This window comes from Tuberibacillus sp. Marseille-P3662, assembly GCF_900178005.1.
GTDB lineage: Bacteria > Bacillota > Bacilli > Bacillales > Sporolactobacillaceae > Marseille-P3662.
Map to the genome: position 1 here is coordinate 1,572,719 of NZ_FXBS01000006.1, position 21,594 is coordinate 1,594,312.

Annotated in this window: 22 protein-coding genes; 5 read left to right on the forward strand and 17 right to left on the reverse strand. The window is 43.3% G+C overall.

Translation table 11 applies throughout. The features are described from left to right. From B9Y89_RS16505 to B9Y89_RS16530, 6 genes are all read right to left on the reverse strand, one after another. On the reverse strand, nt 1-864 hold the full coding sequence (locus B9Y89_RS16505) for a branched-chain amino acid ABC transporter permease (protein WP_085524281.1): 864 nt from the start codon (nt 862-864) through the stop codon (nt 1-3). Nucleotides 865-961: 97 nt separating this feature from the next. Further along, nucleotides 962-2,626 carry a long-chain fatty acid--CoA ligase gene (locus tag B9Y89_RS16510; RefSeq protein ID WP_085524282.1) on the reverse strand — a complete coding sequence of 555 codons (1,665 nt, stop codon included), beginning with the start codon at nt 2,624-2,626 and terminating at the stop codon, nt 962-964. Nucleotides 2,627-2,691: 65 nt separating this feature from the next. Beyond that, nucleotides 2,692-3,471 carry an enoyl-CoA hydratase/isomerase family protein gene (locus B9Y89_RS16515; protein ID WP_085524283.1) on the reverse strand — a complete coding sequence of 260 codons (780 nt, stop codon included), beginning with the start codon at nt 3,469-3,471 and terminating at the stop codon, nt 2,692-2,694. Between the two features lie 11 nt (nt 3,472-3,482). Beyond that, nucleotides 3,483-4,709 carry an acyl-CoA dehydrogenase gene (locus B9Y89_RS16520; RefSeq protein WP_085524284.1) on the reverse strand — a complete coding sequence of 409 codons (1,227 nt, stop codon included), beginning with the start codon at nt 4,707-4,709 and terminating at the stop codon, nt 3,483-3,485. A 44-nt stretch (nt 4,710-4,753) separates the two neighbouring features. Beyond that, nucleotides 4,754-5,527 (reverse strand): SDR family oxidoreductase, encoded by a 774-nt coding sequence (locus B9Y89_RS16525; RefSeq protein WP_085524285.1) that lies wholly within the window; start codon nt 5,525-5,527, stop codon nt 4,754-4,756. 140 nt (nt 5,528-5,667) lie between these two features. After that, nucleotides 5,668-6,849 carry a thiolase family protein gene (locus B9Y89_RS16530; RefSeq protein WP_085524286.1) on the reverse strand — a complete coding sequence of 394 codons (1,182 nt, stop codon included), beginning with the start codon at nt 6,847-6,849 and terminating at the stop codon, nt 5,668-5,670. A gap of 191 nt (nt 6,850-7,040) precedes the next feature. Here B9Y89_RS16530 and B9Y89_RS16535 point away from each other — a divergent pair, with 191 nt between their 5' ends. Further along, nucleotides 7,041-7,988 carry an alpha/beta hydrolase gene (locus B9Y89_RS16535; protein ID WP_085524287.1) on the forward strand — a complete coding sequence of 316 codons (948 nt, stop codon included), beginning with the start codon at nt 7,041-7,043 and terminating at the stop codon, nt 7,986-7,988. On the opposite strand, the gene B9Y89_RS16540 is transcribed toward B9Y89_RS16535, so the two are convergent. The 3 genes from B9Y89_RS16540 to B9Y89_RS16550 form a co-directional block, all read right to left on the reverse strand. Further along, entirely contained in the window at nt 7,980-8,759 is a 780-nt protein-coding gene (locus B9Y89_RS16540) for a class I SAM-dependent methyltransferase (protein WP_085524288.1), read from the reverse strand. The genes B9Y89_RS16535 and B9Y89_RS16540 overlap by 9 nt on opposite strands. 207 nt (nt 8,760-8,966) lie before the next feature. Beyond that, nucleotides 8,967-9,605, reverse strand: coding sequence for an SDR family oxidoreductase (locus tag B9Y89_RS16545; protein ID WP_085524289.1), 639 nt, complete (start codon nt 9,603-9,605; stop codon nt 8,967-8,969). Between the two features lie 101 nt (nt 9,606-9,706). Continuing rightward, the gene (locus tag B9Y89_RS16550) at nt 9,707-10,018 is read right to left on the reverse strand and encodes a hypothetical protein (RefSeq protein ID WP_254901276.1); all 312 of its coding nucleotides are present in this window, start codon (nt 10,016-10,018) and stop codon (nt 9,707-9,709) included. A gap of 177 nt (nt 10,019-10,195) precedes the next feature. Here B9Y89_RS16550 and pxpB point away from each other — a divergent pair, with 177 nt between their 5' ends. Genes pxpB through B9Y89_RS16570 form a run of 4 tightly spaced genes read left to right on the forward strand, consistent with a single transcriptional unit; the run spans nt 10,196 to nt 13,915 of the window. After that, a complete protein-coding gene (pxpB, locus tag B9Y89_RS16555; protein ID WP_085524290.1) occupies nt 10,196-10,915 on the forward strand; it encodes a 5-oxoprolinase subunit PxpB in 720 nt (239 codons plus the stop codon). Further along, nucleotides 10,912-11,913 carry a 5-oxoprolinase subunit C family protein gene (locus B9Y89_RS16560; protein WP_085524291.1) on the forward strand — a complete coding sequence of 334 codons (1,002 nt, stop codon included), beginning with the start codon at nt 10,912-10,914 and terminating at the stop codon, nt 11,911-11,913. The genes pxpB and B9Y89_RS16560 overlap by 4 nt, the downstream gene beginning before the upstream one ends. A gap of 14 nt (nt 11,914-11,927) precedes the next feature. After that, nucleotides 11,928-12,698 carry a 5-oxoprolinase subunit PxpA gene (locus B9Y89_RS16565; protein ID WP_085524292.1) on the forward strand — a complete coding sequence of 257 codons (771 nt, stop codon included), beginning with the start codon at nt 11,928-11,930 and terminating at the stop codon, nt 12,696-12,698. 29 nt (nt 12,699-12,727) lie between these two features. Further along, the gene (locus B9Y89_RS16570; RefSeq protein WP_085524293.1) at nt 12,728-13,915 is read left to right on the forward strand and encodes an NRAMP family divalent metal transporter; all 1,188 of its coding nucleotides are present in this window, start codon (nt 12,728-12,730) and stop codon (nt 13,913-13,915) included. 117 nt (nt 13,916-14,032) lie between these two features. On the opposite strand, the gene B9Y89_RS16575 is transcribed toward B9Y89_RS16570, so the two are convergent. The 8 genes from B9Y89_RS16575 to B9Y89_RS16610 form a co-directional block, all read right to left on the reverse strand. Further along, the gene (locus tag B9Y89_RS16575) at nt 14,033-15,196 is read right to left on the reverse strand and encodes a cation:proton antiporter (RefSeq protein ID WP_085524294.1); all 1,164 of its coding nucleotides are present in this window, start codon (nt 15,194-15,196) and stop codon (nt 14,033-14,035) included. A 121-nt stretch (nt 15,197-15,317) separates the two neighbouring features. Then, complete coding sequence (locus tag B9Y89_RS16580) at nt 15,318-15,620, reverse strand: zf-HC2 domain-containing protein (protein WP_176222268.1); 303 nt, start codon at nt 15,618-15,620, stop codon at nt 15,318-15,320. Further along, nucleotides 15,604-16,173 (reverse strand): RNA polymerase sigma factor, encoded by a 570-nt coding sequence (locus B9Y89_RS16585; protein WP_085524296.1) that lies wholly within the window; start codon nt 16,171-16,173, stop codon nt 15,604-15,606. The genes B9Y89_RS16580 and B9Y89_RS16585 overlap by 17 nt, the downstream gene beginning before the upstream one ends. Nucleotides 16,174-16,388: 215 nt before the next feature. Beyond that, complete coding sequence (locus B9Y89_RS16590; RefSeq protein WP_085524297.1) at nt 16,389-17,474, reverse strand: zf-HC2 domain-containing protein; 1,086 nt, start codon at nt 17,472-17,474, stop codon at nt 16,389-16,391. A gap of 126 nt (nt 17,475-17,600) precedes the next feature. Beyond that, nucleotides 17,601-18,560, reverse strand: a complete 960-nt coding sequence (locus B9Y89_RS16595; RefSeq protein ID WP_085524298.1) for a siderophore ABC transporter substrate-binding protein — start codon at nt 18,558-18,560, stop codon at nt 17,601-17,603. 27 nt (nt 18,561-18,587) lie between these two features. Then, on the reverse strand, nt 18,588-19,346 hold the full coding sequence (locus B9Y89_RS16600; RefSeq protein ID WP_085524299.1) for an iron ABC transporter ATP-binding protein: 759 nt from the start codon (nt 19,344-19,346) through the stop codon (nt 18,588-18,590). Further along, the gene (locus tag B9Y89_RS16605; protein WP_085524300.1) at nt 19,343-20,290 is read right to left on the reverse strand and encodes an iron chelate uptake ABC transporter family permease subunit; all 948 of its coding nucleotides are present in this window, start codon (nt 20,288-20,290) and stop codon (nt 19,343-19,345) included. Before B9Y89_RS16605 ends, B9Y89_RS16600 begins: the two co-directional genes overlap by 4 nt. Next, nucleotides 20,283-21,233 (reverse strand): ABC transporter permease, encoded by a 951-nt coding sequence (locus tag B9Y89_RS16610; RefSeq protein ID WP_085524301.1) that lies wholly within the window; start codon nt 21,231-21,233, stop codon nt 20,283-20,285. The genes B9Y89_RS16605 and B9Y89_RS16610 overlap by 8 nt, the downstream gene beginning before the upstream one ends. Nucleotides 21,234-21,594: the final 361 nt, after the last annotated feature.

A 21,594-nucleotide genomic window follows, 5' to 3' on the forward strand; every position in this document is an offset into this window, starting at 1 on the left:
CTAATGAACCCCCTTTGCAAAGAGACCCTTCGGCTTAACAGAGAGAATGACAACAAGTAATAAGAAGGCGGCAATATCTTTATAATCGGTCGAAATATAAGTGGCCCCAAGACTCTCACCCAATCCCAGAATCACCCCTCCGACAATTGCGCCGGGTATACTCCCCATGCCTCCTAAAATAATAATGACAAATGCCTTCATAATAACGAGATTTCCCATTGACGGATACACAAGGTTAATCGGTGCAAATAAGGAAGCGGCAACAGCTGCTAGCACACCTGAGATCGCGAATGTCAGCATTAATACCCTTGTTCCATTAATCCCAACTAAAAAAGCCCCTTCCCGATTCTGCGCCATCGCCATAATCGCAGAACCAGTGATCGTTTTTCGCAAGAACCAGTGAAGGGCTAGCATTAGAACTATCGCCCCAGCAATCACAATTAACCTTTGTAAGGGAGTCGATAATCCAAAAAAGTTGACGACTTCTGAATACGGCGTGGCCATTCGCCGAAATTCCGCCCCCCAGAAGTACTGGGCTAAAGCTTCAAGGAACAACATAATACCAATGGCTGCAATCATATCGTGAACCGGCTCGGCATTGCGGAGCGGGTGAAAGACGAGCCTTTCTGAAAGAACAGACAGCCCGGCGACAACAACCATCGAAATCAGCATGGCCACCCAGTAATTCAGGCCATAGGATGCCGCCATAAAAAAGGTGACGTAAGCGCCCACCATGTAAAAAGCACCATGGGCAAAGTTAGGCACATGTAAAATTCCATAAACCAATGTCAATCCTAAAGCGACAAGACTATAAATACTTCCGAGTGTGAGACCGTTTAACAACTGCTGCAAAAGCAAATCCATGCGTTTCCCTCCCTCGACTCAAAAGCCGCGAATTCAAGAAATGGATTTTGATCCGTCAACCCAAAAGTCATTGATATCAGCTATTTAACGGTGTTTCTCAATGACTTATTGCTCTTTCGCGCTCCTGAAGTTTGCGCCATAAGATTTTACCACTGCCTGAGACAGGTAGTTCCTCTAAAAATTCCACAATCCGAGGGTATTTGTACGCGGCCATTTGCTGTTTTGACCAAGCGATGATCGCTTCTGCTGATGTCCGGCCACGCTCCTTTTCATTTAAAACAATACACGCTTTAACCGTCTCGCCCCTTCTTTCATCAGGAACCCCGATCACACATGCCTGCTCAACAGCAGGATGCTTGTAGAGGGCTGACTCCACTTCTGCTGGCCACACTTTAAATCCAGATGCGTTGATCATCCGTTTGACCCGATCAACCATAAAGTAATAGCCCTCGTCATCATAGGTCGCGATATCCCCTGTTCGAAAAAAGGATTGACCAGCTATTGTCATGAATGAACGGTTGGTGTCTTCAGGACGCTGCCAATAACCTTTGAAAACTTGAGGACCATTGACAACAACTTCCCCTTCCTGATGTGGCCCCAATTCTTGTAAACTTTCAGGATCAACAATTCGAGCATCAACGTCAAAAGATGGGATACCCATACATTGCAATTTCGGGCGATCCGGAGGGTTAAAATGCGTTTGTGAAATAGTTTCGGATAAACCATATCCTTCTGCATACTGAACACCTGTGACTTCATACAGTTTTTCCCCAACGGCCTTCGGAAGCGGTGCCCCTCCACCTCCAATTGAACTCAAAGAGCTCAGATCAAAATTAGGCAAATTTGGGTTCGCTAAGAAATCGATCACCATCGTCGCGATGTTCGTCCAGTGACTGCACCCATAACGTTGAATCAGTTCACCAGCCATGTCACGATTCCAGCGAGTCATCATCACCATGGCACTACCGCTGAATATGGGCGCATTCATACTATGCTCCATACCCGTGACATGAAATAATGGCAAAGAAGTCAACACAACAGCATCGGATGTGACTTGTTGAAAATCACAGGTCCCGACGGCATTTGCTTGAACTGTTTTATGGGTATGTATACACCCTTTTGGCTTGCCGGTCGTTCCGGATGTATACGGCAAAACAGCTATATCATCACTCGCTGCCGTATGCCGGTCAGGTTGATCACAATATGACAGCGCTTTCAACCAAGTCGTTATACTCGTTCCCTCGAACCCTTTTGCTGGTTCTTTAACGACATCAGGCAAGTTGGAAAAAATATCACCTGCATAGTCCGAATAGGCAGCCACGACTAAATGTGTTAATGAAGTTGTTTTTAGAGACGGCTCAATCTGCTTCAACAACTCCTGTCCGATCACCGCGACCTTTGCTTGTGTATCATCAATATAAAACGACAGTTCATTAGCGACATTCATTGGATTGATCGGGACGACAACCGCATCAGCCCGAAGAATAGCATAATAACTAATGACAAATTGCGGTGAATTTTGCATGTAAAGTAAGACGCGATCACCTTTGGTTACTCCAAGTTGGTGCTGCAAAAATCCGGCAAGTGACAGTGTCTCGTCGTAGACTTGCTTATAAGTCATATCATTGCCGTAATAGTGAATAGCCGTTTTATTAGGATATCTCCTGGCGGTTACTTCAAGATTATCGAACAACGTTGTTTCCGGCACAGTGTGTGTTTTTGGTACACGTTTCGGCCAATGCTTAAAATGCGCATTCTGCATGTTGGGTCACCACCACATAAAGAATTGTTAGTGAAGTCATTGACAATCGCTCAATTCGTGCTTATCTACTTACCAGTAAAATGCGGATGGCGCTTGTCTTTAAAAGCAGCCACGCCCTCCTTATGGTCATCAGATTGACTGACCATGCCCTGCGTCGTCCGTTCAACTTCAAGAATTTCTTTGAGATCTGCTGTCAGCGACCGGTTAGCAATTTTTTTAATAAAACCGTAAGCTTGGCTTGGTCCTTGGGCCAACTTGTTTGCATAGGCTATAGCTTTGTCGTGCCATTCATCAGATGAATAAATAAAATTCACCATCCCCCATTGCTGCGCTTTTTGTGCATCAATCGGTTCAGCGTTAAATAACAACTCTTTTGCACGAAAGGTCCCAAGGGTCCTAGGAAGAAAAAACAACCCGCCACCATCAGAAATCAGACCTACTTTAGAAAAACTGAGAACAAATTGGCTATCTTCGGATGCGACAATCTGATCACAGGCCATGGCTAAACAAACCCCGGCACCCGCTGTAAAACCATGGATAGCAGCAATAATGGGTTTACCTAATTCAGTCATTTGTTGGATCAATTCATTAAGCTCGCCTATGTGTTCATAAACACCGACCGGATTGGCCGCTCCCATGCCTTTCACGTCACCCCCGGCGCTGAATGACCGTCCCGCTCCAGATAAGACCACTGCACGAATGTCGTCATCATGCTCGGCTCTTTGGAATGCTTCCTTTAAACCATCCATCATGTCCGGACTAAATGCATTCAGGCTATCAGGTCTGTTAAGTGTCAGCGACATCACATGATCGTTCACATTGACTAATACATGTTGATGGGTCATGAGTCATATCCCTACCTTTGTACTGATGGTTGATCAGCATATTTTTTCAGTTCCAGTTTTGCGATGGCATTCCGGTGGACTTCATCGGGACCATCAGCCAATCGCAAGGTTCTGGATGACGCCCAACTGGCTGCCAGTGGAAAGTCATCACTCACCCCTGCGGCGCCATAAGCTTGGATAGCCCGGTCAATCACACGGAGAGCCATATTCGGTGCAATGACCTTGATCATCGCAATCTCTCCTTTAGCTTCTTTGTTGCCGACCGTATCCATCATGTGCGCAGCCTTTAATGTTAACAACCTCGCCTGCTCAATATCGATGCGGGATTCGGCAATACGCTCACGAATAACACCTTGATCAGCGAGAGATTTGCCAAAAGCTTCGCGCTCTTTGACACGTTTGACCATCAGTTCAAGCGCACGTTCGGCAGCACCAATTAAACGCATACAATGGTGAATCCTCCCAGGTCCCAGACGCCCTTGGGCAATCGCAAATCCTTTCCCTTCATTCCAAATCACATTAGAAGCAGGAACACGAACGTTATTAAACTCAATTTCAGCATGACCGTGCGGAGCATCATCATACCCAAAGACCGGTAATGTCCGTAAGATGTTAACGCCAGGTGTATCCATTGGAACAAGAATCATCGATTGTTGTTCATGTCTTGGTGCCGATGGATTCGTTTTACCCATAAAGATGGATATTTGGCAGCGCGGATCCCCTGCACCGGAAGACCACCATTTTCGGGCATTGATGACGTAATGGTCACCATCCTTCTCTATACTCCCTTGAACATTTGTTGCATCGGAAGAAGCGACCTGCGGTTCTGTCATTGAAAAACAGGACCGAATATCACCTTCAAGCAGTGGCTTCAGCCATTGTTCTTGTTGCTGTGGTGAGCCATAACGGGCCAGAACTTCCATGTTACCAGTGTCCGGTGCGGCGCAATTGAATATTTCCGGAGCAATCGGTGAACGTCCCATGATTTCACATAAAGGGGCGTATTCTAAGTTCGTCAGTCCGGAACCGTATTCACTGTCAGGCAGAAATAGATTCCAAAGACCGCTCGCTTTTGCCTTTGTCTTCATTTCTTCCATAACGGGTGGAATCTCCCAACGGTTGTTGCCAGTATCCAGCTGTTCTTTATACGTTGTTTCATTTGGATAGACAACGTCCTCCATAAAATCATTCAGTTTGGCCTGCAATTGCTTAACCTTGTCGGAATACTCAAAGTCCAAAGTGAACACCTCCCATTTCCTATTTAAATAATCCCATAGCTATTTTATGTCGCGCTTGAACCGCCATCGACTGCCAATACTTGCCCAGTGACGTAGCTTGAGGCATCAGATGCAAGGAATAAGGCCGCGCCTTTCATATCATGGTCTGAGCCAAACCGGTTTAACGGCGTCCCTTTGAGGATTTCATCCCCGCCCTTCTCAAGCACACCTTTAGACATTTTGGTTGGGAAAAATCCGGGAGCAATCGCATTAACATTAATGTTATGGCGGGCCCATTTGACGGCTAAATCTTTGGTAAACGTTATCACTGCACCTTTGCTGGAATTGTATCCGATAGCATCAAGGGATTCCGGAAAAGCTCCGCCTAGACCTGCGACCGAGGCAATGTTAATGATTCTACCGCCACCTTGCTCGATCATAACTTTGCCGGCAGCCTGTGACATCAAAAATGTTCCTCTTGCATTAACATTCATCACCTTATCCCATTTATCCGCCGGCATATCAACCACAGGGGCTCCCCAAGTTGCTCCACTATTGTTAACCAAGATATCAATAGTCCCGAAATGCTCTTTCGTTTTCGCAACGATGTTGTTAATATCATCAGCGTTCGTGACATCACACTGACATGCGAATGAATCAACACCAATGTCCTTTATTTTCTCACTCACCTCCTGACAGGGTTCCAGTTTGCGTGATCCTAGGACAATATTGGCTCCTGCCTCAGCTAAGGCGGTTGCTATTTGTTCACCCAAACCGCGGCCACCTCCGGTTACAATGGCGGTTTTGCCTTTTAAATCAAATAATTGATTGATATGCATCGTCTTATCCCTCCATTTTTCTGGTATACTAACTGGTTGGTATATCATATTTTGTCTCGTTTTAATCCATTCCTATGAATCTCAAAAAATACACTGTTTTGATCTCATCATTTTCGCATCGCGTCATGGACACTATTCATTCAATACGAATCACTGTCTCGCTCTAGGATTGTCGCAATTCCTTGACCACCCCCGATACATGCTGTCACTAAGGCAAAGCGTCCATTGGCTCGCCTTAATTCATACACAGCCTTTGTCGCTAGAATCGCTCCCGTTGCCCCTAGCGGGTGGCCATGAGCAATGGCTCCCCCATTGACATTAACTTTGTTTGAGTCCATATGGAGTTCTCGGTCGCAAGCGATCACCTGAGCTGCAAAAGCCTCGTTAATTTCGATCAGATCCATGTCGTTGAGTGTTAGACCTATTTTGTCAAGAACTTTTCGTGTGGCTGGAACCGGACCAATTCCCATAATAGTCGGATCCACACCTGCAACGGCATGCTGTCGAATGACAGCGAGCGGTTTAAGGCCTAACTCATTAGCCTTTTCACGCGACATAACAACAACCGCTGCAGCCGCGTCATTCAAGCCTGAACTGTTACCAGCCGAAACACTTCCACCTTCTAGAAACGCCGGGGATAATGCTTTAAGCCCTTCTTTTGTCGTCTGTGGACGGGGGTGTTCATCGATTTCAAAATGATGGGGATCTTTTTTCTTTTGTGGTACGGAAATAGGAACAATCTGTTCAGTAAATCGCCCTTCATCCATGGCACGCGCCATTTTCATTTGACTATGGTAGGCAAACTCATCTTGCTCTTCACGACTGATATTGTATTTTTCAGCTAGATTCTCAGCCGTGATGCCCATTGGCGGATCACCAATGTCACGCGGAGATAACTGGGGTTTTTTGAATTGAGGCGGCTGTACGCTGTACAATTTGTGTTGTTTCGCCATAAGATAAGGCGCTTGACTATAACTTTCGACGCCCCCAGCAATAAAAACGTCACCATCTCCCGCTTTGATAGCCTGTGCCGCCAAATTGATGGCATTAATCCCTGATCCACACTGCCGGTCTATGGTTAACCCTGGAAGATCGAGTCCCAATCCAGTTTGCAGAGCAGTAAGCCGCGCAATATTTCCACCACCACTGAGAACGTTTCCAAAAATAACATCGTCAATCATTTCCGGTTTAAGCATGGCTCTGTTAATCGCTTCCTTTACCACTTCCGCCGCGTACTCATGCGGTGGAACCGACGCTAATGCGCCACCATTTTTGGCCACAGCTGTCCTGACCGCGCTCACAATCACAGCATCACGTGTCATGTCACATCCCCCTTATTTCATTTTATACTAACCAGTTGGTATCTCCTCAGACAAAGAATATTATATTTTTTCAGAAAAATCAACCGTTATTTTTGTCCTATTCACTATTTTACGGATATCAATAACAGCATATTTTTACAGACATATACAAATAATAAGCGCACATAACTGTAGCAACAAGGAGAACCAACATGGATCATCAACAGGAAATCAAACATGTTTTAGATCGATTGTCGCGTTGGGAGCAAAAGATTCATTTTCACAAGCCCACTGATAAGAATTCCGATATTATCGCATATCTTGATTACTATGGATTTCAATTAGAGAACGTCGCATTTCACCTTGGGAAGCTGGAGATTGATGGGACAGACATCATGGTGCAAATGTTTTCACCAAGAGAAAGCAAAGGAACCGTTTTCTTATTACATGGTTATTTAGATCATGTCGGCTACTTGCAAAGAATCATTCAATTTTTAAATGACCATCACTATAGTGTGATCAGCTATGATTTGCAGGGTCACGGTCTTTCTGAAGGGGAAAAGGCGTCGGTCGATGCCTTCTCTGATTATGTATTAACCCTTGAAAAACTGATGAAGAAGGCAAGGGATGAAATGCCAGATCCATTTTACGTTATCGGCCATAGTACTGGCGGTGCAATAGCGATCAATTACGTCTTAAAACACCGTAACCATCGTTTCAATAAAGTTGTGTTGGCGGCTCCGCTGATTAGATCAAAGTATTGGCATTTGACAAAATTAGGTCATACTCTAGCGAAGCCATTTCCGTTTATTGACGACATCAACCGACATTTCCGAAAAAACTCATCCAATCAGAAGTACTTATCTTTAGCTAAAAAGGATCCTTTGCAACCCCAAGCGATTCCGCTAGAATGGGTGGATGCCCTTATTGAATGGAACGAGAATATTCAAACCTATACTGAGACGACCTTGAACACTTGTGTGATTCAAGGCGACGAGGACGACACCGTTGCTCAGCAATACAATCTTGAATTTATCGAAGACAAGTTCCAAAATTTACAGGTTTTTCATATAGAAAAAGGCCGGCACCAACTATTCAATGAACAAACACAGATTCGTGAGAAAGTCTTTGCTATCATCAAGCAATTTTTGTTAGATTAACGGCTTGGTTGCCTTTAATACTATAGCTTGGCCTTGAAATGAGATCATTTGTTGATCATTATTCGTCCGAAATCGGAATTGATGTTTCACTGATTCCGGGACTTCGAGCATATAGTCGTTTAACGCCTTTTGATCGGCCTCAGAGACATTCATGCGCTGACACCAGCTCGCGAATTCAAACGATTTATCAAAACGGTGGACCTCATCAATTTCAAACCCACTCAACTCCAACATACGCAGCCATTCGGTTTTTTTCCAAGCACGATAATGGCTTGCGTCCCTTTTCTTCTCTATAGTGTTGTAAAAATGATCAAACGCGTCATCCTCAGGAGCGACATTGTCATCCAGCAGGAATCGACCGCCGCAGCTTAATACACGATAGACTTCAGTGATAAATCTTTCGACGTTGGGAAAATGGTGCGGAGCGATCCGACAAGTGACTAAGTCGAATGACTCATCGGAAAAGGGGAGCTGCTCAGCATCACCTTCGATAAATGCAACATTATCATGCCCATTTTCCTTAATAAATTGTTCAGCTGCCGATAGCATTTTCGACGTTAGATCCAAGGCTGTCACCTTATGAACCAAAGGTGCAAGGGCATTCGCCGTATGTCCCCCGCCAGTCGCGATGTCAAGCACCTCTTCGTTCCCAGTGACATCAGCCAAATCCACAAGTTTCTTGAGATCACCGCCCTTTCTGTGGCTTGTGCTTGTGACATAAGCATTGGAATGACTGCCAAATTGTTTTTGTACTTGCTTTTTGATATCCATCCGATCGCCCCTTTTTTTATACAAACCTTTTTGTGATCAAAGCGCTGACTACCTTAACTATAACCTTGAATCCTCATCATTAAAATAACAGCTTGTTTATGATCATTCATAAGAAAATATGATCATATCAAAAAGAGCCACGATTGAATCGTGCCCCTAAGTATAGCTGAGGAGAGCTGTCCCCTCCTCAATCATCATCAATTTGTTTTAAACCTTTTTCAATGCCTCATCAATTGGAACATCACCTGAGAGGATTTCGAATGTGCGATGATAAGTATTCTCTAGGTCAAGCGACGATACAGCAACTTGGGCGACATCAGCACGAGGAATGCCGTTCGACCGGTCATCAATATGTTCTGCTGCTGTGACGGTACCTGTAGCAGGCTCGTTTAATAATCTTCCGGGACGGAGAATAGTGTAGTTCAAATGGCTAGATTGCAGCTTATGATCCGCATCTCCCTTTGCTTTGAAGTAGTGTTTCATCTGCTCCGGACCGTTATCAGGTGTATCCGCGTTCATTGAGCTGACCAGAATGAAGCGATCCATGTTTTGCTTTTCCGCCACTTCAACCATTTTCATAGCTCCTTGGCGATCCACCGCCTCGGTCTTTTCAGGACCGGTATGTCCTCCGGAACCTGCGGTAAAGATCACCGCATCACACCCTTTAAGCGCATGAGAAAAATCTTGTTCCAAATCAGCAACAACCGTCTCTGCTCCTAATTTCTCTAATTCAGGCGCCTGACTTTCATCGCGAATCATCGCCTTTGCGTGATGCTCACTTTTATCAAGCAGCGATACAATGTGCTGTCCGATCTGTCCATGTGCGCCGACAATTAATACGTTCATACGGGCATCCTCCTTACGATTCAGATGATCTAGACCGATGGATTGTCTCATTATCTTTCCGTATGTTTATTTTCCCCAACTGAATCCCTTTCAAAACAGTCTTATGCATGCGATTCATTTTGATATTGAAGAATCGTACGCTGCAGAGGGGCACCGCCCATGGGGACATCCCGTTTCATAAGAATGTACGACTTTCCATCGATAATAAAATGACGATTATGTTGATAGGTTACCGTTCTCCCTTGCTTCCCTAGTTCCTGCTTCACAGCTTCAATATGATCATCGAAATCTGTATACCAGTTGTCTAAATCAATGGTAATGTTCCCCTTTCGATAGCCCATAAGCTTATTAAATACATAAAGAAACCAAGCAGGAACCGCAAACACCATCATAAGCTTAATAAGAAAAGACATGACGCTCCCTCCAATATATGATCTTATATATGATAACGAAATGACAAGTAATAGGTTTCACAAACCTTCCTTTTTATTCCTATTAATTTCATCTTTGACAGCCCCGACAAAAAACGTGATAATAAACAAATTAAGACGTCTAAATATTTGGTTTATTCTATAAGGTGTGATAAAAAGATGGACTATCATTTCTATCCATTAGGTGATCAGGCAGTCATGATTGAACTCGGGAAAACGATCAACATCGAAACGCAGCAAAAAGTCAAAACAGTGGCCGCTTATTTTGACGAGCATCCTATTGATTGGTTCATAGAATACGTCCCTGCCTTTACAACGGTGACCGTCTTTTATGACCCAATAAAAATATTGGACATACACAATCTTGATTCTATCAATCTACCTTACAATGTTGTGTGTGAATATCTCGAGGCCATATTAACACCTTTAGTAGTCGGTGAAGCCTCTAAGCCCAGAGTAGTTGACATCCCTGTCTACTATGGCGGGGAAGCTGGATCTGATATTGAGTATGTGGCGGAGCACAATGGATTAACGGTTGATGAAGTCATCGATATCCATTCGGGCGGCGATTACCTGGTCTATATGATTGGTTTTGCCCCCGGGTTCCCATACATTGGCGGTATGTCTGAATCCCTTGCAACGCCACGCCGGTCTTCCCCTCGTACGAGAATACCTGCTGGCTCCGTTGGGATTGCCGGGAGACAGACAGGCGTTTATCCCATTGAAACACCTGGGGGCTGGCAGCTGATTGGAAAAACCCCGCTAAAGTTATTTCAGCCCAATAAATCCATCCCGAGTCTATTACAAGCGGGAGACCATATTCGATTTAAGCCAATAAGCTTTCAAGAATATCAACAGTGGGAGGAGAATAGCGATTGATTAACATCAACAAACCAGGTCTGCTGACAAGCATTCAAGATTTGGGACGACACGGTTTACAAAAATATGGTGTCATCATGAGCGGTGTGATGGATCAAATGTCACATCGTATTGCCAATCTATTAGTGGGTAACGAGGAAAATGAAGCAACCATAGAAATGACACTGTTAGGTCCGACCCTTCAATTTGAAATGGATAGTCTCATTGCCATTTGCGGTGGCGACTTATCACCAACAATTGATGGTGAGCCTGTTCGCTTATGGCGATCGATTTTTATTAAAAAAGGCAGTGAGTTGCGCTTAGGGCGCTGCCAATCAGGGTGTCGAGCGTATCTTGCCGTTGCAGGCGGTTATAAGATATCAAGTGTTATGGGTAGCCAGTCCACCTACCTTAGAGCTGAAATCGGCGGATTGAAAGGCCGTGCATTACAAACAGGTGATCAAATCCATTTCGGTAAGCCCAGCAATTTATCAACGCAAATCATGGACGATCTTAAGACTCATTTGGGAAATCAACGTTTTATCGAAACGGATTGGTCAGTCACATCCGAACTGATTCCCATAGATAAAACACCCCATCCAATCCGGGTCATGAAAGGCAGACAATATCACTTATTTACGCGTGAGAGCCAAGAGAATCTATTTTCTGAATCGTTTGAGATCACACCTCAATCTGATCGTATGGGGTATCGTTTGAAAGGATCTAAGTTGCATCTAGAATCAAAGGGAGACATGATATCGGAGGCCGTCAGTTTTGGAACCATTCAAGTACCCGCTGAAGGACAACCGATTGTGCTTCTAGCTGACCGGCAGACCACCGGCGGCTATCCTAAAATCGGCCAAGTCGCCACCGTTGATCTGCCCTATATGGCACAATTAAAACCCGGTGATAAGGTGTCATTTATGGAAATATCTCTCGAGGCGGCCCAACGTCTTTATTTGGAACAAGAAAGAAAAATTCAACAGCTGGCGCAAGGCATTACGATCAAAATACGATAATAGGAGGATTGACTATGCCTACAGTTGATTTAAATTGCGATATGGGTGAAAGCTTTGGCGTCTACAAGAAAGGGACAGATGAAGCGATTTTAGACTTTGTAACATCTGCCAACATTGCCTGTGGTTTTCACGCCGGCGACACAGCGACCATGCGGCAAACCGTTCAAATGGCCTTAGAGAAAAATGTGGGTATTGGTGCTCATCCCGGTCTACAAGATTTGGTTGGTTTTGGGCGGCGCAATATTGATATTTCACCGCAAGACGCTTATAATCTCGTAGTTTATCAGATTGGCGCGTTAAATGCCTTTGTTACGTCCGAAGGTGGCGAGCTTCAACACGTTAAGCCGCACGGAGCTTTATTTAATATGGCAGCCAAAAGCACGTCACTATCAGAAGCGATTGCCGAGGCCATCTATAAGGTTAATCCTGAATTAATTTTGTTCGGATTAGCAGGAAGTGAACTCGTCAAAGCAGGTAAAAAAATCGGACTGCGTTCAGCCAGCGAAGTGTTCTCAGACCGGACTTATCAAGCAGATGGATCGTTAACATCGAGACAGGAATCTGATGCCCTTATCACAGACTCTGAAGTCGCCATTAATCAAGTGATTCGAATGGCTAAGGAAAGCCTAGTGACATCTGTTCAGGGATCTGATGTCTTAATTCAAGCAGACACCGTTTGCATCCATGGTGATGGCGCCAGTGCCTTAGACTTTGCGAAATATATCCGCCAAGCCCTAGAAAAAGCAGATATTGCTGTGACCAAAATTAGCGACATCATAAAATAACCCTTACATCAACCCAAGGAGAGAGACACATGCCAAAGAAAACAAATATCAGCTTACTCTTAGGGGCAGCATTCCTGATGGCAACTTCCGCGATCGGTCCCGGATTTTTAACCCAAACCACAAAATTTACTGAAACATTGGCGGCAAGTTTCGGTTTTGTCATTTTAATATCCATTATTATTGATATCGGTGCCCAATTAAATATTTGGCGCATTATTGCCGTAGCCGAAAAGAGAGCCCAAGATATCGCCAATCTTGTTTTACCAGGGTTGGGCTATTTCCTTGCTGCATTGGTGGTTGCCGGTGGTCTCGCTTTTAATATTGGTAACATTGCCGGTGCAGGACTTGGCCTTAATGTGTTATTTGGTGTCTCCCCGAAAATAGGTGCCTTATTGAGCGGGATTGTTGCCATCGGTATCTTCCTTGTTCGTGAAGCTGGCAAAATGATGGATCGTTTTACACAAATTCTTGGGATCATCATGATCGGACTGACCATCTATGTGATGTTCTCTTCCCACCCACCCGTTGGAGAAGCGGTCCGCCAAACCTTTGTACCAGATACCATCGATATTCTGTCAATTATTACACTTGTCGGTGGAACGGTTGGCGGCTATATTACCTTCGCTGGCGGACACCGTTTATTAGAGTCAGGTGTCAAAGGCAAACAAGCCATTCCTGAGGTGACGAGAAGTTCGATAACGGCGATCAGCGTCGCCTCTATCATGCGAATTTTCCTATTTTTAGCGACATTAGGTGTCGTCGCCCAAGGATTACAGCTTGATCCTTCTAACCCACCGGCGTCCGTTTTCCAGTTAGCTGCCGGTAATATGGGCTATAAAATTTTTGGTGTTGTAATGTGGGCAGCGGCCGTTACTTCGGTTGTTGGAGCCGCTTATACGTCGGTTTCCTTTATCCGCACTTTTAATCAGAGCCTTGAAAAGTATCATAAATGGCTGATTATTGCTTTTATCACGGTATCCACTTTAGTCTTTGCCCTGATCGGTGAACCTGTGAAAGTTTTAATTCTAGTTGGCTCCTTAAACGGGTTGATCCTCCCTATTGCCTTAGGGGTCATGTTGGTTGCGGCTCACAAGCCTAAAATTGTAGGTAACTATAAGCATCCCCTATGGATGACGATTTTTGGTGTATTTATCGTGATTGCTATGGCTTGTATGGGCATTTACTCATTAATTAACGGTATTCCGAAACTGTTCTAAGTCTGGCAGTAACAATGATGTCAGTGAAGTTTTCATTAAAGGCAAAATAGTAGGTAAGAAGTCGTTCCCCTTTTTTTAGAAGGAGAACGACTCCTAGTTAAATATTGACTGCTTTTATTAAAGCTGACTTGATATATTGACTTCCTGCTGAACCTTTTCTTCTTTAAAGAAGAGCTTCAAGAGCGGCGGGGTTACGATGGTAGTGACTAATATGACGATGATTAACACTGTGAACATTTCCGAACTTATGAGTTGTTGTTCAAGTCCGAGAGCAGCCAAAATTAAGGCTACTTCACCGCGGGAGACCATGCCGGCGCCAACTCTCAACGAACCTAACCATCCGAGGCCGGCCAGTTTCGCGCCAAATCCACTACCGATAAGTTTGGCGAAGATCGCGAGCATACTCAGACCGATGATCATCCAGACGTAGCCACCGAGTCCATTCAAATCAGCGGCGAATCCAATTCCGACAAAGAAAATGGGGACGAAAAAGGAATAACTGAGGACCTCAATTTTTTCAATCATTTCTTTTTGGAAGTTGGTCATACCAATGGCAATGCCCGCTAGGTAAGCACCGATGATCTCGGCGACCCCTGTATACTCAGCAAAGAAGGCGAATAGCAGGCAGATGATCAGTGCCGCTCCAACCGGTGCCTGCGGGACTTTCATCTGGGACAAGATCCTCATTGCCCAAGGGACACCTTTCCAAGCCACTAGAATAGCAATAGAAAAAAACATTACTTTTTTAACGACGACCATTGTCAGGCTGACTTCCCCGCCCATAAAGCTCATGAGGAAAGCGAGCAGGATAATGACGGCAATATCATCTAAGACGGCGGCACCAAGAATCGTCATGCCTTCTTTTGTTTTTAATTTGTCCATCTCTCGCAACACTTGCACAGTAATACTTACACTTGTAGCCGTCAAAACGAGACCGAAAAATAACGATTCGAATAACGTGAGGCCTAGAAGCGTGCCTGAATAGTAACCGCCGACAAATGGGAGGATGATGCCGCCAAAGCCTACGAACGTGGATGCCTTAATACTCTTTTTAAATTCTTTAAGATCTGTTTCCAGACCGGCAATAAACATAAGCAGGATCACGCCGAGCGTACTAATTTCCTCTATAAAATGGTTTTTATCGACCCAGCCAAGGATGGCAGGGCCTATTAATATACCAACCATTAATTGCCCTAAAACGGACGGCTGACCAAGCTTGACGCTTAGGTTCCCGGCTAGCTTAGCGGCAATTAAAATAATCGCCAATTCCAAGATTAACATGCTGTGAATCACTCCTCAGGTTAGGTCAAGATAGTATCTGCGATCCGAATCATTTTAAGGGCAGTTCCCACAAGCATAGGTCCGCGGGACAGCATGCTCAGGTTGTGCCAGGGGTGTGATATCAAACAAGGAACCAACAGATCAATGAAAAAAGGAATATCAAGAGGATAAAGGAAGCCCCCGACCAGCGTCTGCTTTTTTGAATGTGTTTGACAAATGCAAGTTCATAAGGCGAAGGCTCGGTCGGCGAGGGCTGCATCATATTTACGGCATAACTTTTATTCTTTAGTAGTTCGGCTTTTATTTGCCGGCACCGTTCACATTCAGTTAAATGATCGGTCACAAACATCTTTGTCTCCGTATTGGTCACCTGATCAACATATAAGGGCAACAAGTCCTCGATGATCTCACAATGTTTCTTCACGATACACCACCTCTTTTTCATATAAAGCCTTGAACTTCTTTTTTGCTCTATACAGTAAAACCTTTGTCGTTTGAGGGGTTTTTTCAAGGATTTGAGCAATCTCAGCGTGTGAGAATCCATGGACTTCTTTAAAGATCAGGACATCCCTGTAATCCGGGGGCATTTGTTTAAATATGCGCTGAATATCACAAGTTACTTGCCGTTCGCTTAATATTTTTTGAGGATTAAAGGTTTCATCACCCTGCAATTCGATCTTCTCAGTTGTCTCAACGTATTTTCTTTTAGCTAATGCCCGGATTTTATTTCGATACGTATTCCGGGCAATCTGCATCAGCCAAGTCTTTAATGTGGACTGACCTTTAAATCGATGAATCGATTTAACTGCTTGATAAAACGTTTCCTGCGTTAATTCTTCGCTTTCTTCAGGCGAACCGATTAAATTGTAAAAATATAAATAGACGATAGATCGATTGTCCTTATAAAACTCCTCTAATTTGTCCATGAGTGACTGACCATTTTTGCTAAACTTTCGTAACGAATCGAACAGAGCCAAGAAATTGCCCCCCTTTTTCCCTCACCCATGTAGTAACCAAACAGGCAAAAAGGTTACACTTTATTTGAATATATCTCTGGAAATTTGTTATTAAGTTGTCTAAATTCGGTGCAGCCGAACTATGGGCTTCAGAACCTGCGATCCCCATCAAGGTTACGACAACTGTTTTGAAGCATAAAAAAACCTTTTAGGAATCATTTCCTAAAAGGTAACGATTAAGATGAAGGGGGCGTTACAGAAAATTTATAATGCATCCCTGGAATAATTAGGACGGCGTGCTCTAGCTGCAGGTGATAAGGAGGCTTAGCTTTCTTATATAAAGGAATTTCAGCCACTCTGTTTTTCCCCATATCGAAATTGATTTTGGGTTCTGTACTCCATTGTTTATTGTGAGCATCAACAACGCTGAAACTCAGTTCATATAAACCGACTTCGTTGATCTTATCTAATTGTTGGTAATAAACATGAATACGCGAATCCTCCACCTTCGCTTTCTTAATTTGAAAGCGGATCCCATTGAATGCCATTTCCTTCTGAATCGGTGTCGTGCCATCTTGGTTTAATTTAATTGAAAAACTAGGGGGCTTAAAGAAAACGGCGATATTTGGCAATTCTACCCCGACCATTTTTGTATCTTTCTTAATACCTTCTAAGACCCATGTTTCTTGTTCCGACATCGCGCCGGTGTAGGTTGTATTTTTTATCCGGCCAAACACATCATTATTGGTTAAGTCCGTTGCAATAAGGTGGTTCGGCCAATAGACATCCTCCATAATATAGTCAATTTTGGGGTTATCCCATGTATATTTGTAAGCAATCTTACTCTTCTTAGTCGAAAAGCTTCGTTCTGTGAAGTGAATGTTAATGCCAGTTTGCTTAAAAATTTCCTCCTGCGGCGGGGATAATGAGACAAGCTCAGAATCAATTTGGACTAATTCGCGATCATGGGCCAATTTTTCCTGTTCATATTGACCTCTTGCGGCTTGTTTACCGGATATCCAGCTGACAATGGAGAACACGCCGAATAAACAGACAGCGACGACGGCCACGATGAGCATGAGCTTTCTGAGTTTTTTAATGAACGGTGTTCCTCTGCCGTGTTCTTCTACCTCAAAGGCGTGGTCAGCGGTCAAAGGAGGAAGCGTCGTCAAGTGCTCCTCTTCCTGAATATCCCGCAATAGCTGCTGACATTCGGTGCAGGATGCCAAGTGATCTTGTATCACTGCCTTTGTCTTATCACTCACCATATCATCTGCGTACAAAGTCAATAAATCCTTAATTAAATCATGATTACGAGTCATCACCCCAACTCCTTACCAAAATCTTACCATATGTAACCAAGCAAAAAAAGGACGAACGATTGTTAAAATATAGAATGATAATAGAGCTATCCCAAACGTTGTGGGATAGCTCTGATTCATGCTCCATTATTCCAACCCTTTATCGATTTCCTTAACCATTTCTTGTACGGATGCTAAGCCACCGCCAGAAAGATACCAATAGTTCGGATTCAAGTAGACAATATGATCACTTTTAGACGCATTGGTCTTTTTCACTAAAGCATTCTCAATGACTTTTTTAGCTGATGCCCCCCGTCCAATCGCTGAATCTCTATCAATAACAAAGAGGTAGTCAGGATTCTTTTCAGAGATATATTCAGATGATATTTTTTGACCATGAGTCGATGCTTTAATATTTTTATCTACAGGTTTGACGCCAAAGACATCATGAATAATACCGAATCTAGAGCCGGGGCCGTATGCACTCATCTTACCGCCAGTGGTTAATACAATTAGTCCCTTTTTATCCATGGTTGAAGCCTTTGCCTTCAACTCTTGAATTTGGCTATCAATCTCTCCCAAGGTCTTTTTAACAACAGATGTCTTGTCAAAAATCTTACCAAGGGTTCTCATATTCTTTTTAAATGATGTCATATAGTTTTTGTTATCAACACCCACATATATGGTTGGTGCAATCTTACTAAGCTCTTCATAGGATCCCGATTGCCGTCCGGAAATAATAATTAAACCAGGATTAAGTTCGTTAATTTTTTCAAAATCTGGTTCCTTCAAACTACCGACATTCGCATATTTGTCATCGTCATATTTAGACAAATACGGTGGTAGGCTGCTCTTGGCAACACCGGCAACGTCCACATTCATTTCATTCAAAGAATCCAAGGCACCAAAATCAAACACGACGACATTGTCAGGGTTTTTCTTGACTTTCGTGGTTCCCAATTCATGCTGAACCGTTAATGTCTCAGCATTGTTTACTTTCGATTGTTCTGCTCCATTAGCACTCGAAGAAGAACCATTTGACCCGCAAGCTGTCACAACCATCGCCAACACAACTGCCACGACTAATGTAAGAAACGTTTTCTTCATGTTCATCACCTCTTAAACTATTTTTGATTACGTGAAATAAATACATATTCGATTACCATTAATCCGCTCAATCATCATGTCCATCTCGTAAACATCTTTTAATACCGAGCGGGTGATCACTTCATCGGTTGTTCCTTCTTTTACGAGTTCTCCTTCTTTTAGTGCCACGATATAATCGGAGTAACAAGAAGCAAAATTGATATCATGGATAACAAGAATAACCGTTTTACCGAGTTCATCAACCAATCGCCGGAGGACTTTCATGATTTGTACGGAATGTTTCATATCTAAATTATTAAGCGGCTCGTCTAACAAGATATAGTCCGTATTTTGCGCAATTACCATCGCAATATAGGCTCTTTGTAATTGTCCGCCGCTTAACTGATCAATATACTTATCTTGCATGTCTTCCAGTTCCATATATTGAATAGCTTCATAGACATAATCCCAATCCTCGGGCTGTAATCGCCCCTGCGAATAGGGAAAGCGACCAAAGCTCACTAATTCCTTAATTGTTAACCTGAGATTCAGATGATTTGACTGCCTCAGAATTGATATCCTTTTTGCCAAATCATTACTTTTATAATGACCCATCAATTCTCCATCAATCGTCACCTCACCCTCATCCTTTGATATAAGCCGACTGACCATGGACAGCAGGGTGCTTTTACCGGCGCCATTAGGACCGATAAATGATGTGATTGACCCTTTAGCAATATTGAGTGAGATATTATTCACCACATTCACCTGATCATATTGCTTGGTCAATTGTTTAACTTCGATCATGACCCACGCCCCTTTAAAAGCAGATAGATAAAATAAATGCCGCCAACGAGATTAATGATCACACTGATTGTTGTTGAAAATACAAATACATGCTCAACTATTAACTGGCCGCCAACTAAAGCAATGATGCTGACCAAGATGGCCCCGGCAATCAAGGACTGATGCTGATAGGTATGTAAAATCTGATAGGTAACGTTAGCAACAAGCAATCCCAAGAAAGTGATCGGTCCAACCAATGCTGTTGAAATGGACACGAGAATAGCAACGATGACTAGGAGTCGTTTGACAACACAATCATAATTGACACCTAAATTAACCGCATGCTCTTTCCCAAGGGCTAACACATCTAAGTATTTGCTAAACTTCAGAAAGTAAACAACAACGGATAAGACAGCAACAATAGCGAGTATGAGAATGTCTGTATTCACATTATTAAAACTCGCAAACATCTTGTCTCGCACCATCATAAATTCATTTGGGGCAATCAGCACCTCCATGAAAGACGATATACTTTGGAAAAACGTCCCGAAGATTAACCCCACTAACAGTAGAAAATAAATGTTGCGTCCTTCTCGATTAAAAAGGATTTTAAACAAGACTCCCGAAAACAGGACCATCAAACCAACTGACAGTAAGAAATGAACATTTTGATCCATCATTGTTAGGGTCGTTGATCCAAACACAAAGACGATAACCGTTTGAATTAACATATAAAGGGAGTCTAATCCAATAATGCTCGGCGTCAGGATTTTATTATTGGTCATCGTCTGAAATATAACGGTTGAGAAGGCAACAGATCCCCCCGTTAACACAATCGCTATGATTTTCTCACCACGCCTAGGAAGCACATAGGCCCAATCATCACCCACATCGATGAACATAAATCCTCCGATTAATACGAGTGCAAGCACAACTAGAATACTTAGCTTCATTCGATCATTCATAGGCCCTTCTCCTCATCAGTAAGTAAAGAAACATGCCGCTGCCGATTACACCGACCGTTAAGCCGATCGAGATCTCATATGGAAAAATGATCACGCGACCTAAGATGTCACAGAACAGGACAAACACCGCACCGAGCAACGCTGTATGAAATAACGCATGTTTCAAGTGATCCCCCTGATAAATACTGACTAAATTCGGAATAACGAGGCCCAAAAACGGTAACGTACCAACGGTCACAATAACGACCGATGAAACCATGGCAACGATGAGCAGACCTGTATTAACGACCCGATGATAATGAAGCCCTAAATTTCGGGAGAATGACTCGCCCATTCCCGCAATCGTGAACTTGTTCGCAAATATGTAAGCCAGGATGACGAGCGGCAAACTTAGATATAACAATTCGTACCGGCCTTTCATCACCATGGAAAAGTCTCCGTGCATCCATGACGACATGCTTTGTATCAAATTGTACTTATAGGCAAAAAACATTGAAATTGAACTCATGATTTGACCAAACATAAGACCAACAAGTGGTATAAAAATTCTATCTTTCAATTTCACCTTTTCTAAAATCTTGATGAATATGAATGTCCCCGTCAACGCAAAGGCAAACGCAATGATCATCTTGAGGAGTGGGCTTGAAGCCGGAAAGACGATTAGAGCAAATAAAATACCAAACCTTGCCGAGTCCATGGTGCCAGCCGTTGTTGGTGAGACAAACTTATTTTGCGTGAGTTGCTGCATAATAAGCCCCATAATACTCATGCTTGTTCCAGCAATGATTATGCTGATTAACCGCGGCAATCGGCTAATCAGTAATATCTGAGTTTGGCTTTCAGTTAAATGAAACAGGTCTAACGGCGTAACATCCTCAACCCCAATAAAGATCGATATCAGGGATAAAACCACCAACGCGATGATCAGATCTCTCTTTTTCATAAACCATTCCTTATTCTTTCTTAGCGCTAAGATTGTTGTTAATTGATAATGATTATGATAATCATTATCAATTAATGATAGTCTATGGCAAAATCTTCACATTGTCAATGGGTTTTCAGCTTTTTCTGCATATACTCTAAAGGTCCTATCGCATCGTTTAAATCCTTGGATCATAATAGCGCCCCACCCCCTCTTCCTAATTTTCAACCCCTTTTATAGCCATAAATCTATCAACACTCGTTTGATTATTAAGGATTATGGACGCTTGTATATAACAAAAATTCTATGTAATGACTACAATAAGAAGTGAATCAGATATGAGAGGATCATTTATGATTGGAATGGTCTTAACCTGGGAGGG

Excerpts from the sequence above, each read along its gene's own strand:
- B9Y89_RS16600 (WP_085524299.1), bottom strand. The coding sequence starts at position 19,346 with ATGATCGAAGTTAAACAATTGACCAAGCAATATGATCAGGTGAATGTG.
- B9Y89_RS16525 (WP_085524285.1), bottom strand. The coding sequence starts at position 5,527 with ATGCATATCAATCAATTATTTGATTTAAAAGGCAAAACCGCCATTGTA.
- B9Y89_RS16590 (WP_085524297.1), bottom strand. The coding sequence starts at position 17,474 with ATGACTCGTAATCATGATTTAATTAAGGATTTATTGACTTTGTACGCA.
- B9Y89_RS16605 (WP_085524300.1), bottom strand. The coding sequence starts at position 20,290 with ATGAATGATCGAATGAAGCTAAGTATTCTAGTTGTGCTTGCACTCGTA.
- B9Y89_RS16515 (WP_085524283.1), bottom strand. The coding sequence starts at position 3,471 with ATGACCCATCAACATGTATTAGTCAATGTGAACGATCATGTGATGTCG.
- B9Y89_RS16535 (WP_085524287.1), top strand. The coding sequence starts at position 7,041 with ATGGATCATCAACAGGAAATCAAACATGTTTTAGATCGATTGTCGCGT.
- B9Y89_RS16540 (WP_085524288.1), bottom strand. The coding sequence starts at position 8,759 with ATGGATATCAAAAAGCAAGTACAAAAACAATTTGGCAGTCATTCCAAT.
- B9Y89_RS16530 (WP_085524286.1), bottom strand. The coding sequence starts at position 6,849 with ATGACACGTGATGCTGTGATTGTGAGCGCGGTCAGGACAGCTGTGGCC.
- B9Y89_RS16550 (WP_254901276.1), bottom strand. The coding sequence starts at position 10,018 with ATGTCTTTTCTTATTAAGCTTATGATGGTGTTTGCGGTTCCTGCTTGG.
- pxpB (WP_085524290.1), top strand. The coding sequence starts at position 10,196 with ATGGACTATCATTTCTATCCATTAGGTGATCAGGCAGTCATGATTGAA.
- B9Y89_RS16610 (WP_085524301.1), bottom strand. The coding sequence starts at position 21,233 with ATGAAAAAGAGAGATCTGATCATCGCGTTGGTGGTTTTATCCCTGATA.
- B9Y89_RS16595 (WP_085524298.1), bottom strand. The coding sequence starts at position 18,560 with ATGAAGAAAACGTTTCTTACATTAGTCGTGGCAGTTGTGTTGGCGATG.
- B9Y89_RS16505 (WP_085524281.1), bottom strand. The coding sequence starts at position 864 with ATGGATTTGCTTTTGCAGCAGTTGTTAAACGGTCTCACACTCGGAAGT.
- B9Y89_RS16565 (WP_085524292.1), top strand. The coding sequence starts at position 11,928 with ATGCCTACAGTTGATTTAAATTGCGATATGGGTGAAAGCTTTGGCGTC.
- B9Y89_RS16545 (WP_085524289.1), bottom strand. The coding sequence starts at position 9,605 with ATGAACGTATTAATTGTCGGCGCACATGGACAGATCGGACAGCACATT.
- B9Y89_RS16570 (WP_085524293.1), top strand. The coding sequence starts at position 12,728 with ATGCCAAAGAAAACAAATATCAGCTTACTCTTAGGGGCAGCATTCCTG.
- B9Y89_RS16575 (WP_085524294.1), bottom strand. The coding sequence starts at position 15,196 with ATGTTAATCTTGGAATTGGCGATTATTTTAATTGCCGCTAAGCTAGCC.
- B9Y89_RS16510 (WP_085524282.1), bottom strand. The coding sequence starts at position 2,626 with ATGCAGAATGCGCATTTTAAGCATTGGCCGAAACGTGTACCAAAAACA.